The following is a 16429-nucleotide window of genomic DNA, read 5'->3' on the forward strand; positions in this document are numbered from 1 at the left end:
AAAATTAAAACTTAATTCGTTGTTGATTTATATGCGTCTGAAAATTATTCTATAATGTATGGGTAGTTTGGTTCGGCATAAACATCTTTGTAAAGTTCTTCCGGTTCAGGGTATGGACTTTCTTCCGCAAACTGAACAGACTCTGTTACCAGGGCTTTTACGCGTTCTTCTGCCGCTTCAATGCCTGCATCATCTATCCATCCGTTTTTCTTCAAAGTGTTTAATACTTTTTCAATGGGATCCTGAGTTTGATATTCTTTTACTTCGTCCTTAGTACGGTAAGTCTGAGCATCGCTCATACTGTGCCCTTTGTAACGGTAAGTTTTCATTTCTAAAAATGTGGGACCGTCACCGCGACGGGCGCGTGCAACAGCTTCTTCCATAGCTTCGTGAACAGCTTCTACAGTTAAACCATCTACTGGTTTTGAAGGCATATCGTAAGCTAAACCAAGTTTCCAAAGTTCATGCACATTACTGGTACGTTCTACTGAAGTTCCCATGGCATACATGTTATTTTCTACGATGAACACAACCGGTAATTTCCAGGTCATGGCCATGTTAAAAGCTTCGTGTAAAGCACCCTGACGCACTGCACCGTCGCCCATAGAGCAAACGCACACATTGTCGGTACCATTATATTTTTCAGCGAAGGCAATTCCAGCTCCTAGTGGCACCTGACCTCCAACAATACCATGCCCTCCAACGAAACCATGTTCTTTACTGAAAATGTGCATACTTCCACCTTTGCCTTTGCTGCAACCTGTGATTTTAGCATACATTTCAGCCATAACGTATTTTGGATGTAAGCCTAGTCCAATAGGATGAGCGTGATCACGGTAGGCCGTAATGTGTTTATCACCTTTTTTGGTAGCGCTTACAGTGCCTGCTACGATTGCTTCCTGACCTATATAAAGGTGGCAAAACCCCTTAATTTTTTGTTGAACATATACCTGCCCGGTTTTTTCTTCGAACTTGCGCATTAAGAGCATAGATTCGTACCAATGCAAGTATTGGTCTTTTGTAAACTTTAATTTTTTTTCTGTAGCGGTTTTAGCCATAGCGGTTAAATATATGAAGACACAAAAATAACAGAAAAATGATAAAAACTCACTTTAATTAAGTGAGTAGTCACCTAAGTTTACGCAATCGTTATTGCTGATCTGCATTTTTAGTTAACCTGCACTAAATGAGCGCTTTCGGAATTTGTATGAAAAAATAGTTTTCTTGTTTTTTGCAGGAATTACAGTGGGAATTTTTTTTGGAAGAAAAAACTTTGCAAGCTCATAAACAAAAAAAATGGGAGTTTAAAAGCTCCCAAATTTCGGTTGTGTGAAAACCTGTCTATTTACCCCAATTTAAAATAAAAGATGTCAATCTATATCTTAAACGAATATAATATTACGAAGCCCGAAAATTTGAAAAAATGGGACAAACAACGCTTTAAAGGCTGTGAATGATTTGGGGGTATAAGGGCATTAGGAAATTCAGGAGGAAAATTGTTTTCCGAAAAATGCATGTACTTCAGATTGGTAGGTTCTGCCGATTGGTAATTCAATGGTATCTAATAGCACCTTTTGAGCATGAATTTCGGTAACCGCGGTTTTATTAACGATGTAAGATTTATGAATTCTGACAAAAGAATTGGCATTTAATTGTTTTTCGAACTCACTTAAAGCATCGCGGATAACCCGCCGTTTGTTGCTTGTAAGATTAATTAAGGTGTAGTTTCCAGATGCTTCCAGCCAAACAATTGTGGGGTAGGGAAGTTTTATCAGGGCGCGACCTTCTTTTACAATTAACGATTCTTCGTCTTTGTGTGCTTCATTTTTTTCGCTGGAATTAAAAAGGGCAAGCTCTATGGCTATGAGCAAATCCTCGTTCTTAAAAGGTTTTACAATGTAAGCGTTAGGATGTGCATGTTTGGCCCTGCTAACAATATCGGCACTTTTATGCGAGGTGATAAAAATGTAGGGGATATTATAGGTAGAATGTAAAAGGTTACCCAGGTCAATGCCGTTTTTCCATTGTCCTAATTCTATGTCGGTTAGTACCAGTCCTGGTTTCCTGATTTCTATCTCTTCAATAGCTTCTTCTACGGACACAGCGATGCGAACACTTTTGTATCCTGCATTTAAAAGAATATCGTGAATTGTTTCCGCTATCAGTAATTCATCTTCTACAATTAATATGTCGTTTACTAGTTCCAAATTTTAGTTTTCTGGTGAGAAAGTTAAGGTAAAAGTTGCACCTGGAGTGTTTACTTTGGTTAAAATTGCGCCTATTTGTTTAGCCATTATGTTTACAAGTCTTAATCCCAGGCTTTCCTTTCTTGCTGAGAGATCTTCCGGCATACCTTTTCCACTGTCTTCAATTTTTAAAATCCACGAGCGGTCTCCTTCATTTGAAGCCTTCAAAGAAATCTCTATTTTTCCGCGATCTTCTTCTTTAAAGGCATATTTAATAGCATTGGTCACCAGTTCGTTTATGATAAGGGCAATGGGAACAGCTATTTTGGTTGGAAATTGAACGGGGTGAACATCTACCCGCATTTCTACGTGTTGTAATTTGCTAGCCAAAACATCGCGGTGAAAATTGAGCACCTGGTTAAGATAATCTTTCATATCTATTTCGAGGTGTGAGTCTTGCTGATACAAAAGTTCATGTAGCACTGATAAAGATTGTATGCGGCTTTGACTTTGCTTTAAATACCCGAACAGGCGCTCATCGGCTACGTTATTGGCTTGCAGGGTAAGCAAACTGGAAATGATTTGTAGATTATTATTAATTCGGTGATGCACTTCCTGAAGGAGTGTTTCTTTTCTTTGTGCTTCTTCTGCTAAAAAAGTGGCTATTTGTGTTTTGTTTTTAACCGACCGGCGCAAAACGAAAACTAAAATAATGGCCAAACCCAGTATGACGAAGAGAAATAAACGGAATTGTTTTTGTGTTTGATTTTCTGCTTCAAGAACCTGTAATTGTTCCTGATGAATAGCATTTTCTATGGCTTGTTTTTTTTCGAACTCGTAATTCATCTCTAGGCGCACATTTTGTTCGGTATTTGCCACATTTATAATGGTATCACGTGCGCTGATAAAGGCTTTAAAATGTTCAAGTGCTTTTTTCTCCTTTCCCCATGCGCTATAAAGATCGCTCAAAGCATTTTCAATATCCTTTATAGCATTAATAGATTGAATTTCCTGCGAAAGTTTAAGTGCGCGCAAAAGAAAGGACTCGGCGATAGTAAATTTTTTTTGAAGCGAGTACACAATACCGATGTTTCCGGTAAAACTGGCAATATGATCTTTGTTGCCGTATTCTTCAGCAAGTTTAAGTGCCTGCTCGTAATAGGGTAAAGAAGTTTTATAGTCTTTGTTGTCCTGGTAAATGCTTCCAAGATTGTTGAGATTCATAGCAATGCCACTTTTGTTTTTGATGTGCTCATTCATCTCAAGGGCTTTTAAGTAAAATTCAATTGCTTTTTCGGTTTTCTTTTGTTCGCTGTAAACGGTTCCTATGTTGCCCAGTTGTATGGCCAGGCGCGTTGAATCTTTAATCTCCTGTGCTATTTTTAAAGATCTGAAATAATATCCCAGTGCTTTTTCTGAAAGTCCCTGTTCGGCGAAAACATTTCCAAGATTGGAAAGTTGAATAGCTACTCCTGCTTTATAGTTTAATTTTTCATATTTGGTCAGCGCTTTAAAATAATTTTCAGCCGCCTTTGAAAGATTTCCTTCCATCAGGTAAGCGTGCCCCAAACCTCCGAAAACTTGCGACATGCCATAATCATCCCCAATGTCCATAGAAATTTTTAAAGCTTTTTTAAAATAATCAAAGGGCAAATTGGGTTTTCCGTGCAGATTATAAAAAATACCCAGATAATAATATGTGCGCGCCAGTGTTTTCTCTTTCCATTTTGGTGGTAAAGTGGCTGCGTTATCCAGGTTATTAATAAGTGAAAGCGATTGTTCGCTTAGAAGTATTGCAGAATCTACATTGACATTTCTTAAACTCCAGGCCCTGGAATTGTTTTTACTGATCAGACTTGTGTCGTTGTCTGCAAAAATGTTAGTTCTGCAAAGTAAAAAAAAAGCTAGTATGAATAACCTGAACGCAGACACAACGTGAGTATAGTGGATTAATTCAAATATACGGAATAAAATAAATTTTAGTTTTTTTAAAGATTAAACCTGTATAACGGAAAGAACTTGTAAAATAGCATAACTCCACATTCTCACAGGCAGCGTCTTAAAACTCTTTTATTACAGCGAAGCGATGCGCTAAAGAAAACTTTATTTTACGGAAATGTTTATTGAATTAAATTATAAAGTCTACAAGCTTGAGTTTAAATATCCTTTTGGTGTTTCATCTAATACGCGTAAGGAAACCTCAAGTGTTTTTATAGAATTAAAAACCAGTGAGTTTATAGGGTACGGCGAAGCGTGTTTGCCGGCATATCTGGGGGAAACGGTAGAAGGAACTATTTCTTTTTTTGAAAAAGCGAGACCTCTTTTGGAAAGGAGTTCTGCCCCGATTAGTATACCTCTTTTATTACACCAAATAGATGTATTAGAGGAAGGTAATAATGCGGCAAAAGCGGCCATTGATTTAGCCTTGCATGATTTGCTCTGCAAAACGCTGAATAAAACCATCGCCCAATTTTATGGGTTTAAACAAGATAAATCTAAATCTACTTCTTTTACAATTGGAATTGACCGTGAAGAAATTCTTATTCAAAAATTAAAAGAGGCTTCGGACTACACTATTCTTAAAATTAAAGCTGGAACGAAAGATGATAAAAACCTTATTTCGACTATTCGTAAGCACAGCAACAAACCCTTGTATGTGGATGTTAATCAGGGATGGACGGATAAACATTACGTTCTGGAAATGATCTTATGGATGAAGGAACAAAATGTTATCCTTGTTGAACAGCCTATGCCAGTAGCTATGAAAGAAGAGATGGTCTGGGTTACGGAGAGAAGCCCACTGCCAACCATTGCCGACGAAAGCGTAAGGCGTTTGAAAGATCTGCAGGATCTGGATGGTAGCTTTAGCGGAGTAAATATTAAACTGATGAAATCTACGGGAATTCATGAGGCCTTAAAAATGATTGACTTCTGCACAAAAAACAAACTCCTTATTTTGTTAGGTTGTATGGCGGAAAGTTCATGTGCAACGGGAGCAATGACCCAACTTATGGGTTTTGCAAACTATATAGATCTCGACGCCCCCATGCTTTATAAGAACGATCCTTTCAGGGGACTTTGTTACAAAGATGGAAAAGTGTATACCTCCGACCTTCCGGGTATTGGCGTGGAGCCGATTCCGGATTTACTAAAATTCTAATACGCAGTTTAACATGCGGTAGCCTTGGGCTTTACGTTCAATCGGAATGCTGTAAAATTGAAAGAGCCTGCAAAATGCCAGCCTGCAATAAACCGGCATTTTGCTAGCTTGCTCTGAGGTATGTTCTAACTGTCTAGTTTACCCAGGCTGTAAAATGTAAGTCCTCTGCGAGATTTGGCAACCTGACCATTTGCTGAAAATGTCCAAATGCTGTGAAATTTTTTAGTAGAATCACTGCCCTTTAAAATCACTTTTTTTCCTTTCAGGGTCCAGGTCCCTTTAACACTAATTTTATTGTCTTGCATCGAAAAATCCTGGTAATAAAAAGTCTGATCTGAGTTTAGTACCAGTTTAATTTGCGCAGGATCTGATGCGGTAACACCATAGGTTCCTATAAACTCTGTAGTGTTTTTGTTTGTAAATGACGACATTAAAATAATTGTCGCTAGTACGGTCAGGATTTTAATTGTTTTTGTCATGGTTATATGGTTTTAATTTATGGGAGTGTTATGATTACCTGCTTACAATTATTTTTTGTTTAAATAAACGTTGTCCATCCTGTGAGCTTATATAATAAAGGCCTTCGGCTAATTCACGAATGTCAACTTTATAGTCAGAAGATGCGTTAACAGAAATAAGTCTTACTGTTTGTCCTAAAGCATTAATAAGTTTCAGATCTATTTCTGAATTGGATTTAATGGAGAAGTTGCCATTGTTAGGATTTGGATAAATGGCCAGGATACTCGCAGATTCTTTTGTTTCGTTAATTCCTGCGCAGGTAAAAACGTTCTGAGTGTAAACTTCGGTTTTAAAACAGCCCGTATTGTTGCTTCCTGTAACCGTGTAAACTGTCGTAACGTTTGGTGTAATAAAAATGTAGGCAGCAGGGGTGTAACCGGCCCACGTATAACTTAGCGCGCCTGTAGCTAATAACGTGGCGGTCTCACCCACGCACATGGCCGTGTTCGTGCTTAAAGTCTGTATAACCGGAATTGTTTTTACTGTTACAGTACTTACCGCGTTGTTGGTATTGGTGCAACCGAGTGTATTAGTTCCGGTAATTGTATAGGAAGTTGTAGAGGCGGGCGTAACTACCGAAGCACCATTTGAAAAAGTATAGGTACTCGCACCACTTGGGCTCATTGTAAAAGAACTTCCTTCGCAGATAGAACCACTATTTACAGAAATCAAAGGTGACACAAAAACGGTTATATAACTCAGGGCTGTGGCGGTGCATCCTTCAGCGCTTATTCCGGTAACAGTGTAAGTGGCATTGCTGGTTGGACTTACAACAGCCGTTCCCCCGGAAAAGTTGTAGCTGTTAGTTCCGGCTGGTGCTAAAGTGAAATTTGTGCCCTGGCAAAGCGTGCCACTGTTAACGGTTATGGTAGGTGTTATAAAAACGGTTACCTGGCTTATTGCTGTGTTATAGCAGCCGAAAGCACTTATTCCTGTAACCGAAAATTGAGAAGAGGAAGCAGGATTTACAACCGGACTTCCGCTCCAGAAGCTATAGCTGCTTGCTCCCGTGGGCATGAGAGTAAATGATTTTCCTGAGCAGATAGACCCGCTGTTTACTGAAACGGTAGGTGTAATATAAACTGTTACAGAACTTACTGCTGAATTTGTACAGCCCGTTACACCTGTACCAGACACACTATAGGTAGTGTTAGCGTTAGGCGCTACGGTATTGGTAACACCTGAATAAGTGTAACTGACCGCTCCCGCAGGGGATAAAGTAAATACAGAGCCAGAACAAATGCTTCCACTATTTACCGAAATGGTAGGGGGTTGCAGCACAGAAACATTACTCGGTACACTCGCGCTGCAACCAAGCGAGTTAGTAGCAGTAGCAAAATAATTTGTTGTTGTAACCGGACTAACCACGCTCGATCCTCCGGAAATGCTGTAGGCACTCGTGCTCACCGGTATAATGGTAAAACTTGTGCCGGAACAGATAGTGCCGCTGTTTACACTGATGGTTGGAACAGGGTTAACGGCGAGTGTCATGGAAGTTGTATTGGAGCTTGGACATCCCTGTGAGCTTAGTCCAGAAACCGTGTAAGTAGTTGTTACTGTCGGACTAACGCTTGTTATACCACTTCCCGAAGAGTATTGGGCAGCACCGATTCCGGTAAAGGTAAATGCACTGCCTGTACAAATTGTTGCGTTAGATACAGAAATGGTGGGCAAGCTATAAACGGTTACAGAACTTACCGCCGTATTGGTGCCAATACATCCAAAAGCACTTGTTCCTTTTACACTGTAAGTACTATTGGCGGTAGGGGTTACTACTGCAGAACCGGTAAGATAGGTGTAGGTAGCGGCTCCGCTGGCATTCAGACTAAAGGATTGTCCTGTGCAAATACTTCCGCTGCTTACGGTAATAAAAGGATTGGGGTTTATAGTAACCGGTATAGTAGTTTGCGAGGTACAACTTACATTGTTGGTAAGTGTGAGTAAAAGCGTATAGGTAGCGGCACTTCCATAAGAATGCGAGGGGGATGAAAGTGTAGAGGTATTAGCAGCACCTGATGCAGGATCACCGAAATCCCAGGTGCGGCTGGAAATGCTGGCGCTGGGGGATGATGAAATGGAGAAAGTCGTATTTAAACAGGTGTTCGCCAGCGTGAAATTAAGGCTTGGCGCAGGATAGATGGTGAAACTTTGGTCAAGGGTGTCAGAACAACCTGTGCTTGAAATACCAATAGCAGAGGCGGTATAGGTGCCTGATGAGGGGTAAGTGAAGCTTGTTTCTGTAGACGTTCCTGTTGTTAGTCCGTCATAATTCCAGCTGTAACTGCTTTGACCTGTGCCCGTATAAGAAAAACTGAATGCTGTGGAGCAAACGTTTAATGCCTGTGCAGTAAAGCTTACAGTGGGAGTGGGTGCAACACTTATTGTCTGAGTGTTTGTAGATGAGCAACCATATTCTGTTGTAAGTGTCAAAACAACCTGGTAATTTCCTGGTGCAAAAGTAAAAGAAGGACTGGATGATGTGCTGGCATAGAGCGTTGAGGAGCTGGAAGATAAAAGCCATGAATAATTTGTAATGCTCCCGGAAGCAACCGAAACATAAGGCGTGAAAGCGATTAATTTGCGGCTACAAAGATTTGTTGTGCTAAAACTGATTGCGGGACTGGCGTATACGGTTACCGTTTCAACTGTGCCAACCGTGCATCCTGAAGCTGCGGTTGCAGTAAGTGTTATACTGTAAATTCCAGCGGAAGTAAAGGTGGCTGATGGATTTACAAGTGCTGAGTTTGATGCGTTTCCGAAATCCCAATGGTAGGAGGTGATGCTTCCCGGTGCGGGTATGGTGGACGTGTTTGTAAATGTTGTGGAGGTATTCAAACAGATCGGAGAAAAATCAAAAGAAAGAGCAGGAATGGGTGAGACAGTTAAAATATGTACCGCCGAATCTATACAGCCTTCGGATGATTCGGCTACTAAGGCCACAGAATATGTTCCCGGAGCGCTATAATTGTAGGTAGTTGATGGGAAAGATAGAGAGCTGTTTCCATCACCAAAATTCCAGGTTTGAGAGATCAGAGATCCGGAACTTACGGATGCATTTCCGTTAAAAGTATAGGAGCTGCCGCAGAGTGCAGGGGCATTTGTACTGAAAGTTACAACAGGTTTATCGGCAACAGTAATAGAATAAGTCAATACCGGGCCAAAAGCGCCGAAAAGGTCAATTGTCTGGCAACTATAGCTTCCTGTAACCACCGGATTAATGCACGTTGCGGTCTGACTACTGATGCCTGGTCCATCCCATATTCCGGTAGAGTATCCTGAGATACAGAGCTGAGAGCCACTACAAAGGGTTGCCGTAGATTGTGCGAAAGTAAAAAAGGGGGTAAAAATGCTGAATGAAAAAAGAAGCAGAAAGAGTTTGTATTTCATAGATAATGCTTTAGGGTTGCGGCTTATGGGATCTTTATCAGGACTTAAAGATATTAAAATTTTGTTTTCTTCCGCAAAATAGAAACCATCACTTCTTTGCTTAACTTAGGGTTCAGCAAATAGAAGAAGTATGCAAAACAATGAACTTATAAAAGATTTAAAAGAAACCTTTTCACTCATGACTCAACAAAGTAGCCAAACCACGCTTGCTGAAGGTGTGAGAAGCGCTGTGAGGACTATTAACCGGCTGAGTACAGACAAATCAGCGCTAAATCTTCATCTTAAAAAAATAGCGGCCGATTTAACAGCACTTTACGCAAACCAGCTCCAATACTGGGAATTGCTTAGTAAAACAGAAAATCCCGGACTAAAAGTGAAGCCTGAATTTGATGAAAGTTTTTTTAATTCTCTCGCTATTTTAAGGCAAGAACTCTTCCAGGCATTGGAAAAGCTCTGAAAATTCTAAAAAAATACCCCCTTACGACTCTCTTAAATCGCTAAATAATCTTATTTTTGTGGCCCTTAACGCGTATGGTTTTTAGTGGTATCACGTATCTCGTTTATTTTCTCCCGGTATTCATTTTATTGTACCATCTGGTTCCGCATAAATTTAAAAATGCGGTTATTCTTGCTGCCAGTATTTATTTTTACAGCTGGGGCGGACCAAAATTTATCTTCGTCATTCTTGGAACAACCTTTTTAGATTTTTTGCTGGTAAATGCCATGCAAAATCAAAAGACACAAAAGTCTAAACGAGTTTATCTCATAGTTTCGCTTTGCCTTAATCTCGGTTTACTATTCTATTTTAAGTACTGTAATTTTTTTATAGAGAATATCAATGCCTTGCTAGGTTCGGAGATCTCCTGGATGAAAGTGGTATTACCAATCGGAATTTCGTTTTACACATTTGAAAGTCTAACTTATGTAATAGACGTGTATCGCGGAGTTCATAAGCCTTTGAAAAATGTTTGGCATTACCAGACATACATTTTGTTGTTTCCGAAATTAATAGCTGGCCCGATTGTAAGATATCACGACATAGCGGATCAGATTACTAACCGCGAAAAAAATTACACTGCCGAAATTAAATTAAGTGGTTTCTTGATATTTTGTCTGGGTCTGGCGAAAAAAACAATTCTGGCAAATACTCTGGGTATGCAGGCTGATGCGGTTTTTAAATTACCCGCAGAACAAATAGATACTGCAGCTGCCTGGGTTGGAGCCCTGGCATATACCTTCCAGATTTATTTTGACTTTAGCGGATATAGCGATATGGCCATTGGTCTTGGAAAAATCATGGGATTTAAATTGCCGGAGAATTTTAATAATCCTTACATCTCAGGAAGTATTACCGAATTCTGGCGCAGGTGGCACATCACCTTAGGAACCTGGATGCGTAACTACCTTTACATTCCTTTAGGTGGGAATAAGGTATCGGATGCCAAGCTTTACCGTAACTTAATTATTGTGTTTTTATTTTCTGGTCTCTGGCATGGAGCGAGCTGGAACTTTGTGCTATGGGGTGCATATCATGGATTTTTCCTGGTACTTGAACGCTTGTTCCTCGGCCGTGTTTTTCAAAAGCTTGGTAAATTTATTGCGATTCCTGTTACTTTTTTAATTGTAGTAAGCGGTTGGGTTTTGTTTCGCAACGAAGATCTGCACTATGCTCTGCACGTCATTAAACAAATGTATGCTTTCGATTTTTTCCACGGTAAATTTACAGTGAATAATGATTTTGTAACAATGGCCATTGTGGCTTTATTAATTTCTTTCTTCGCAGTAACTGCAAAAACAAAACACCTGCAGGATAAACTTTACGGTGAAAAATTTACTGATACCGGAAAATGGGTGGCAGTGCTGGGAGGAATTGTTTTGTATTACGTTTCTCTGAGTTATGTTTCTGCACTTAATTTTAACCCCTTTATTTATTTTAGATTTTAATGGCGGCTAAACTAAAAACATATTCCATTCACTGTGTCATTGCTTTTTTAGCTATTGCATACCCCTTGTTAATGACCTTTGCTAAAGGAGAGGATAATAAACCTAACCTTACCGGAATTGTTATCAGTGATGAGAAACCAGTGTTTTCCTGGGCCGATTGGTTTAACGGCACCTACCAGGCAGAACGCGAGGACTATAACGACGATCACTGGGCATTTAAAGAAAACATGGTACGTCTTAACAACCAGTTTTATTATACCGCATTTAACCAGATTCGCGTAAATAATTTTGTGAGCGGGAAAGAAAATTACCTTTTTAGTGAAGGCTACATCTTTGCTGCATTTGGTGACGATCTGATGGAGGAGAAAAAAGTAGTGTCACTTCTCGAGAAAGCAAAAGTTGTTCAGGATACTCTGAAGAAAAAGGGCATAGATCTTCTTTTTGTTTATGCTCCAGGCAAAGGATCGGGAAGTATTGAATATGTAGAAGATAAATATGTTCATGAAATTAAAAAAACAAATTACGACTATTTCGTATCACATGGTAAAGATCTTGGTATAAACACGCTGGATCTTTATGAGTGGTTTGAAAAATCAAAGCCCACTTCAAAATATCCCTTGTTTCCAAAGTTTGGCCATCACTGGAGTTTCTATGGCGAATGTCTTGCAGTAGATACCATTATTAAATACATAGAAAAGCTGCACAATTGTGACATGCCAAACATCAGCTGGAAAACAATTGATGTGGTCGATACTTCTCGCAGCCGCGATGCTGACGTGTTAAAGAGTATGAATCTCTATTCTGATCCTCCGCAAAATATGCAGCTGGCTTATCCCAATTATGTGTTTGAGGAAGATAGCACGAAAAACGTTACACGTGTTCTTACAATTTCGGATAGTTATTGGTATGGCCCGGTGTACATGGGGATTGGGCAAAAAGCTTTTGGTTTTGGTGAATTCTGGTACTACAATAACCGCGTGGTGCCAAACCGTGTTGCAGGTGAAAAAACAGAAACCTGGGAGTTGGATCTTAAAAAAGAAATTGAAAGTAACCAGGTTATCATGCTTCTCTATGCAGACGGTAATCTTCCGGGTTTTGGAAACGGGTTTATTGAGAACGCCTACGAATTGTACACTTCTCCAAAAACCTATGCTGAAAGAATTGAACGCAATAAACAAATACAGACTTACGCAAAACAGATTCGCACTATTCCAGGTTTACTTAAAAAATCTACTTTAAAAAGCACGCAATTGCAAATTAGTCTTGATAGTGCCATAAAAATAGATGCTGTGAAAATGGCTGGATTAAGCAAATAGAGCGCAAACCCATCAAATGAATATACAAACCACTACCATGAAGAATAAAGTTTTAATCCTCCTTTTAAGTTTATGTTTTTTCGTAAGCAAAGCCGACGAAGGAATGTGGATGCCACAATTGATAGATGCCTTAAACTTTAAGGACATGAAAAAAAATGGCTTTAAATTAACAGCCAAAGATATCTACAACATTAACAAAGCCAGCATGAAAGATGCTGTAGTAATTTTTGGGGGAGGATGCACGGCCGAAGTTATTTCCAACAAGGGATTAATTCTTACAAATCATCACTGTGGGTTTTCTTCCATAGCGGGATTGAGTACGGTAGAAAAAGATTATCTGAAGGAAGGTTTTTTTGCGAAGGACCAGGGAAAAGAAATTCCCTGCAAAGGTTTAAGCGTAACCTTTATTAAAAGAATTGAAGATGTAACAGCCAGGGTAATGGCAAATGTAAAGTCTGATTTTTCGGAATCACAAAAAGATTCTGCAATTCAGTCTAACATGAAAAGTCTGGAGGCAATTGCGGAAAAAGGAAATCATTATGACGCGTTTGTTCGTGCGTTTTACTACGGTAACGAATATTACATGTTTGTAACTGAAGTTTTTAAAGATATTCGCCTGGTAGGAGCTCCTCCTGAAAGCATTGGCAAATTTGGAGGCGAGACAGATAATTGGGTTTGGCCCAGACACAATGCTGACTTTAGCATGTTTCGTATTTATGCTAACAGTGAAAATAAACCCGCAGAATTAAGTGCTGATAATGTTCCTTACGTTCCGGCGTATTCTTTCCCTATTTCTTTAAAGGGGGCCGACAAAGATGATTTTACCATGGTGTGCGGCTTTCCGGGAAGAACACAGGAATACCTGACATCTTATGCGGTTGATCTTTTAGTAAATCAACAAGATCCTATTCGCGTGAAGCTTCGTGAAAAAAGACTGGATGTGATGGAAGAGTCTATGAAGAAGAACGATACACTTCGACTCATGTATGTTAACCGTTATGCGGGTGTTGCCAATGCTTATAAAAAATGGACCGGCGAAATGATCGGGCTCAAAAAATCGGATGCGATTACCAAAAAGAAAAAATTTGAGGAAGACTTTTTAAAAAGCGTTCAGAATGACAAAGTGAAATCTGAAAAATATTCGGCACTTCTTAAAGAGTTTGAAAAAATATACGACGACTACGCGCCTCTAAGTAAACAGTACGATTATTTCTCAGAATGTCTCTGGGGTATTGATGGGCTTCGCATGACGAGCCAGTTTCTTCCTGTTTTTACAGAATTAAAAAAGAAGCAGGCTGGAAAGGAAAATAAATTTGCTGAGGTTTTAAAGTCGGGCACACCTAATATTCCGTTTACCAATTTTGATAAGGAAACAGATCGTAGGTTGTTTAATGCTATGATGGACATGTATATTGCCGATGTAGATCGCGCGATAATGCCTGATCACCTGGATTCTTTACTCACGGCTTTTAATAACAGTACCCAAGCTTTAACGGATTACATTTACAACAATTCCGCTTTTATTGACAATGCAAAATCAAAAGCGATGTATGCTGATTTTGAGGCGAACGCTGCGACCTACGAAAAAGATCCCATGTATGTTCTTACAGCCGCAATTTATTATCATTATCAAAAAACGGTGATCCCACAGATTACTTACTACGACAAACAAATTCAGGCTCTTCAAAAAGAATACATGTTGGGTTTGAAAGAAAACGTAAAAGACAAAAAGTTTTATCCGGACGCGAACGGAACCATGCGTGTGTCTTTTGGAAAAGTATCCGACTACAAGGGAAAAGACGGGATACAGTATTTGCACTTCACTACTATTGATGGCTTGGTTGAAAAAAACAAAACAGGTGCAGAGGATTTTTATGTGAAGCCGCGTTTGCTTGAACTTTACGAGAAAAAAGATTTCGGACAGTACGCAGATAAAAACGGAAAATTAAGAACTGCATTTATTGGCAGCAATCACACTACCGGCGGGAATAGTGGGAGTCCGGTTTTAAATGCCAAAGGTGAATTAATCGGAACAAACTTTGATCGTAATTGGGAAGGCACCATGAGTGACATCATGTATAATGGCAGCTTCTGCAGAAACATTACTTTAGACATTCGTTTCACTTTGTGGATGGTAGATAAATATGCCGGCGCCGGCTATTTATTGAATGAGATGAAGATTGTGAAATAACCACATCCCGATTACGCTCGATGTGGCATTTCATTATGTCAATTAGAGCAGCCTAAATACCCTGTGGATATTGAGGCTGGCAGATGCGCGCTTATGTGAAGTAGGGCACAAACTATAAGTCCTTACAATAAATCAGCATCCCTTCTCTTAAAAACTTCGCGAGACCTTCTTTATGTTTCTCGTAATTCTTTTTGAAACGGTCGTCATTTACGTAAAGATCTGCAAGGCCCTGGTAAATCTCAGGAGTAACGGTGTAAAAACCTCCCATCATTTTGTAGTGTCTTTTAATGAGGGCCTGAACTTTTTCATCATCGGGTTTTAAATTCATAAGTTTAGAAAGTTCCTTAGTGATTTCTTCACCCTCTGCTAATAATTTGTCAAGACCCTCTTTGCCCATTTGTTTCATGCGCAATTTCGATTCATTCATAATGTCTGAACCATATTTTTCTGTGGCTTCTTTTTCATAAGCTTTTAATTGCTCTTTATCAAAGCCGTGATACATATCTTCTGCTTTCATTTTTTTTAGTTTTGATTTTTGAGATAAAGACTTTAATGTTTTATCAATTGTTTGTAATAAGTCCATGGTACGTTTTTTGCGTTTGAGAAGTTCGTTTTTATGCGACTTTAAAGCAGATGCCGTATCAAAAGAAGGGTCATCTAAAATCTCTACTATCTTTGCAAGCGGTAAATCCAGTTCTTTGTAGAAAAGAATTTGTTGCAGGCGAAGGAGCTCTTCTTCGCCATAGTAACGGTAATTAGATTCCGTTCTTGTGCCAGGTTCTAATAAACCTATGTCATCGTAATGATGCAGTGTGCGCACACTAACACCCGCTAACTTTGCCAATTGATTTACTGTAAACCTGCTCATAGAATTAATTTTCCTACAAAACTAGGCTATAACGTTACGTTAGAGTCAAGAGAAATTTAATTTTTAAGCATAATTACCTGATTTTAAGTACGAATAATTTTATTTTACACGGTCAACCGATGCCTGTTTTCCATTCACCGACGTTATTTCGCTCTTCACCGCCTGTATCCTTATGTTAGAAAGTAAAGCTTAAAATAAGCCAAAATATTTTCAGACCTTTGTATAAGTGAATGAACATTCATTTATATTTGTACCCGCAAATGAGAATCAGAGACGAAAATAAAGAAGCAGCTATTCGGGAAAAGGCAATGGAGATGATCGTGAAGGAGGGATTTGATGGACTGAGTATGAATAAGCTTGCCAAAGCGGCGAACGTTTCGCCCGCCACCATCTATATCTATTTTAAGAATCGTGAAGAAATGGTTCAGGAACTTTTTAAAATAACACAAGAAACTTTTGCAGAATCTGCGTTGAGGGATTTTGATCCGGAGGCTTCACTGGAAGATGGGTTATGGATGCAATGGCGAAACAGATTGCGTTATGTTCTGGAATACCCTGTTTACTTTCAGTTTTACGAGCAGTTTCGCAATACGCATCTTATTAATCATAAAAGTGTAGACATGTCGGTGTTTAAGAACAACATGCAGCAGTTCGTTAAAAACGCGGTTAAGAGAGGCGAGATGTCGAAAATGGAACCTGAAATTTTTTGGTCTATTGCTTACGGATCTCTTTATGCATTAATAAAGTTTCATTTACAGGAGAAAAAAATGATGAATGAAGATTTTAAACTCACAGAAGCAAAATTAAAACAAACCTTAAAAATGGTCGTAAAGGCCCTTAAACCTTAAATAGCATGGT

Annotated in this window: 12 protein-coding genes; 6 read left to right on the plus strand and 6 right to left on the minus strand. The window is 39.3% G+C overall.

Annotation, left to right across the window (positions count from 1 at the left end):
• Window positions 1-44: 44 nt before the first annotated feature.
• The 3 genes from pdhA to CNR22_16245 all read right to left on the minus strand — a co-directional run bounded on the left by pdhA (window position 45) and on the right by CNR22_16245 (window position 4118).
• On the minus strand, window positions 45-1058 hold the full coding sequence (gene pdhA, locus CNR22_16235) for a pyruvate dehydrogenase (acetyl-transferring) E1 component subunit alpha (GenBank protein PBQ33257.1): 1014 nt from the start codon (window positions 1056-1058) through the stop codon (window positions 45-47).
• A 426-nt stretch (window positions 1059-1484) separates the two neighbouring features.
• Window positions 1485-2207 carry a DNA-binding response regulator gene (locus tag CNR22_16240; GenBank protein ID PBQ33258.1) on the minus strand — a complete coding sequence of 241 codons (723 nt, stop codon included), beginning with the start codon at window positions 2205-2207 and terminating at the stop codon, window positions 1485-1487.
• A gap of 3 nt (window positions 2208-2210) precedes the next feature.
• On the minus strand, window positions 2211-4118 hold the full coding sequence (locus CNR22_16245) for a hypothetical protein (protein PBQ33259.1): 1908 nt from the start codon (window positions 4116-4118) through the stop codon (window positions 2211-2213).
• 184 nt (window positions 4119-4302) lie between these two features.
• Here CNR22_16245 and CNR22_16250 point away from each other — a divergent pair, with 184 nt between their 5' ends.
• A complete protein-coding gene (locus tag CNR22_16250) occupies window positions 4303-5346 on the plus strand; it encodes a dipeptide epimerase (GenBank protein ID PBQ33260.1) in 1044 nt (347 codons plus the stop codon).
• Between the two features lie 125 nt (window positions 5347-5471).
• On the opposite strand, the gene CNR22_16255 is transcribed toward CNR22_16250, so the two are convergent.
• On the minus strand, window positions 5472-5825 hold the full coding sequence (locus tag CNR22_16255) for a hypothetical protein (protein PBQ33261.1): 354 nt from the start codon (window positions 5823-5825) through the stop codon (window positions 5472-5474).
• Window positions 5826-5859: 34 nt separating this feature from the next.
• Window positions 5860-9252: a hypothetical protein gene (locus CNR22_16260; GenBank protein PBQ33262.1), complete on the minus strand. Its 3393-nt coding sequence runs from the start codon at window positions 9250-9252 to the stop codon at window positions 5860-5862.
• 130 nt (window positions 9253-9382) lie between these two features.
• On the opposite strand from CNR22_16260, the gene CNR22_16265 reads away from it, so the two are divergent.
• The 4 genes from CNR22_16265 to CNR22_16280 all read left to right on the plus strand — a co-directional run bounded on the left by CNR22_16265 (window position 9383) and on the right by CNR22_16280 (window position 14703).
• Window positions 9383-9709, plus strand: a complete 327-nt coding sequence (locus CNR22_16265; GenBank protein PBQ33263.1) for a hypothetical protein — start codon at window positions 9383-9385, stop codon at window positions 9707-9709.
• Between the two features lie 74 nt (window positions 9710-9783).
• The gene (locus CNR22_16270; protein PBQ33264.1) at window positions 9784-11196 is read left to right on the plus strand and encodes a sugar acetyltransferase; all 1413 of its coding nucleotides are present in this window, start codon (window positions 9784-9786) and stop codon (window positions 11194-11196) included.
• On the plus strand, window positions 11196-12512 hold the full coding sequence (locus CNR22_16275) for a hypothetical protein (protein ID PBQ33265.1): 1317 nt from the start codon (window positions 11196-11198) through the stop codon (window positions 12510-12512). Before CNR22_16270 ends, CNR22_16275 begins: the two co-directional genes overlap by 1 nt.
• 16 nt (window positions 12513-12528) lie before the next feature.
• Window positions 12529-14703, plus strand: a complete 2175-nt coding sequence (locus CNR22_16280; protein PBQ33266.1) for a serine protease — start codon at window positions 12529-12531, stop codon at window positions 14701-14703.
• Window positions 14704-14815: 112 nt separating this feature from the next.
• Here the strand turns inward: CNR22_16280 and CNR22_16285 are convergent, their stop codons facing one another.
• Window positions 14816-15571 carry a MerR family transcriptional regulator gene (locus tag CNR22_16285; GenBank protein ID PBQ33267.1) on the minus strand — a complete coding sequence of 252 codons (756 nt, stop codon included), beginning with the start codon at window positions 15569-15571 and terminating at the stop codon, window positions 14816-14818.
• A gap of 260 nt (window positions 15572-15831) precedes the next feature.
• Here CNR22_16285 and CNR22_16290 point away from each other — a divergent pair, with 260 nt between their 5' ends.
• The gene (locus CNR22_16290; GenBank protein ID PBQ34929.1) at window positions 15832-16419 is read left to right on the plus strand and encodes a TetR family transcriptional regulator; all 588 of its coding nucleotides are present in this window, start codon (window positions 15832-15834) and stop codon (window positions 16417-16419) included.
• Window positions 16420-16429 lie beyond the last annotated feature (10 nt).

It is taken from the genome of Sphingobacteriaceae bacterium (genome assembly GCA_002319075.1).
In the GTDB taxonomy this organism is placed as follows: domain Bacteria; phylum Bacteroidota; class Bacteroidia; order B-17B0; family Aurantibacillaceae; genus Aurantibacillus.

Excerpts from the sequence above, each read along its gene's own strand:
- CNR22_16265 (PBQ33263.1), top strand. The coding sequence starts at position 9,383 with ATGCAAAACAATGAACTTATAAAAGATTTAAAAGAAACCTTTTCACTC.
- CNR22_16275 (PBQ33265.1), top strand. The coding sequence starts at position 11,196 with ATGGCGGCTAAACTAAAAACATATTCCATTCACTGTGTCATTGCTTTT.
- CNR22_16290 (PBQ34929.1), top strand. The coding sequence starts at position 15,832 with ATGAGAATCAGAGACGAAAATAAAGAAGCAGCTATTCGGGAAAAGGCA.
- CNR22_16270 (PBQ33264.1), top strand. The coding sequence starts at position 9,784 with ATGGTTTTTAGTGGTATCACGTATCTCGTTTATTTTCTCCCGGTATTC.
- CNR22_16285 (PBQ33267.1), bottom strand. The coding sequence starts at position 15,571 with ATGAGCAGGTTTACAGTAAATCAATTGGCAAAGTTAGCGGGTGTTAGT.
- CNR22_16260 (PBQ33262.1), bottom strand. The coding sequence starts at position 9,252 with ATGAAATACAAACTCTTTCTGCTTCTTTTTTCATTCAGCATTTTTACC.
- CNR22_16280 (PBQ33266.1), top strand. The coding sequence starts at position 12,529 with ATGAATATACAAACCACTACCATGAAGAATAAAGTTTTAATCCTCCTT.
- pdhA (PBQ33257.1), bottom strand. The coding sequence starts at position 1,058 with ATGGCTAAAACCGCTACAGAAAAAAAATTAAAGTTTACAAAAGACCAA.
- CNR22_16255 (PBQ33261.1), bottom strand. The coding sequence starts at position 5,825 with ATGACAAAAACAATTAAAATCCTGACCGTACTAGCGACAATTATTTTA.
- CNR22_16250 (PBQ33260.1), top strand. The coding sequence starts at position 4,303 with ATGTTTATTGAATTAAATTATAAAGTCTACAAGCTTGAGTTTAAATAT.